General features: G+C 39.9%; 1 protein-coding gene. It reads left to right on the plus strand.

Annotated elements, in window-relative coordinates:
- Positions 1 to 631: hypothetical protein (locus EHQ47_RS19635; RefSeq protein ID WP_167483246.1), on the plus strand; the 631-nt coding region annotated here is incomplete at both ends.

Raw genomic sequence — 631 nt, forward strand, 5'->3', positions numbered from 1 at the left:
CAAACAATGGAACAATCGATAAATTTTTATCCGATGTGAAGAGTGGAAAATTTGTTCTACCGGGACCGAGTGGCAAACTTGAAAGAACAGCCAATTTTTTAGGAGCCGCATTAACAGAAACACAAATCACAGAAATCGAAGAACTCATCACACCATACGATCTACAAGCAAGATTATTAAGAACATCTAACTTAGCACAAGTAGACAGCCTATTACTCACATACGACGAAGACTTAAGAGACGCAGGAAAAGAACTGGCTTTACGCCAATCTCTCAGCCGCATCCAAACATCTTTAGCGCAAGGAACCATCCCGAATCTCACACAGTACCCAGCAGAGTTAAAAAACTATATCCTAACTGCCACATTTGAAGATTACGCAACTCGTAATGTGGATATGGGTGTACAAACATTAGCAAATGAGTTCGCAAGTTTGATGCGACTCAGTGATTCGGATAGAGATACCGTCATGACATATGCGGGAGAGAGAGGATCTAAAAATCCATCCACTTACCTTCCAGACTCTCTCAAAGAATATCATTTATTAAATACATACTACCAAAACTGGACAGATGATTTGTCCCCAGAAGATACAACAAGTCTTGCCAATTGGTTGAATACCAATGGTTATGA

The organism is Leptospira bourretii (assembly GCF_004770145.1).
Taxonomy (GTDB): Bacteria; Spirochaetota; Leptospiria; order Leptospirales; family Leptospiraceae; genus Leptospira_A; species Leptospira_A bourretii.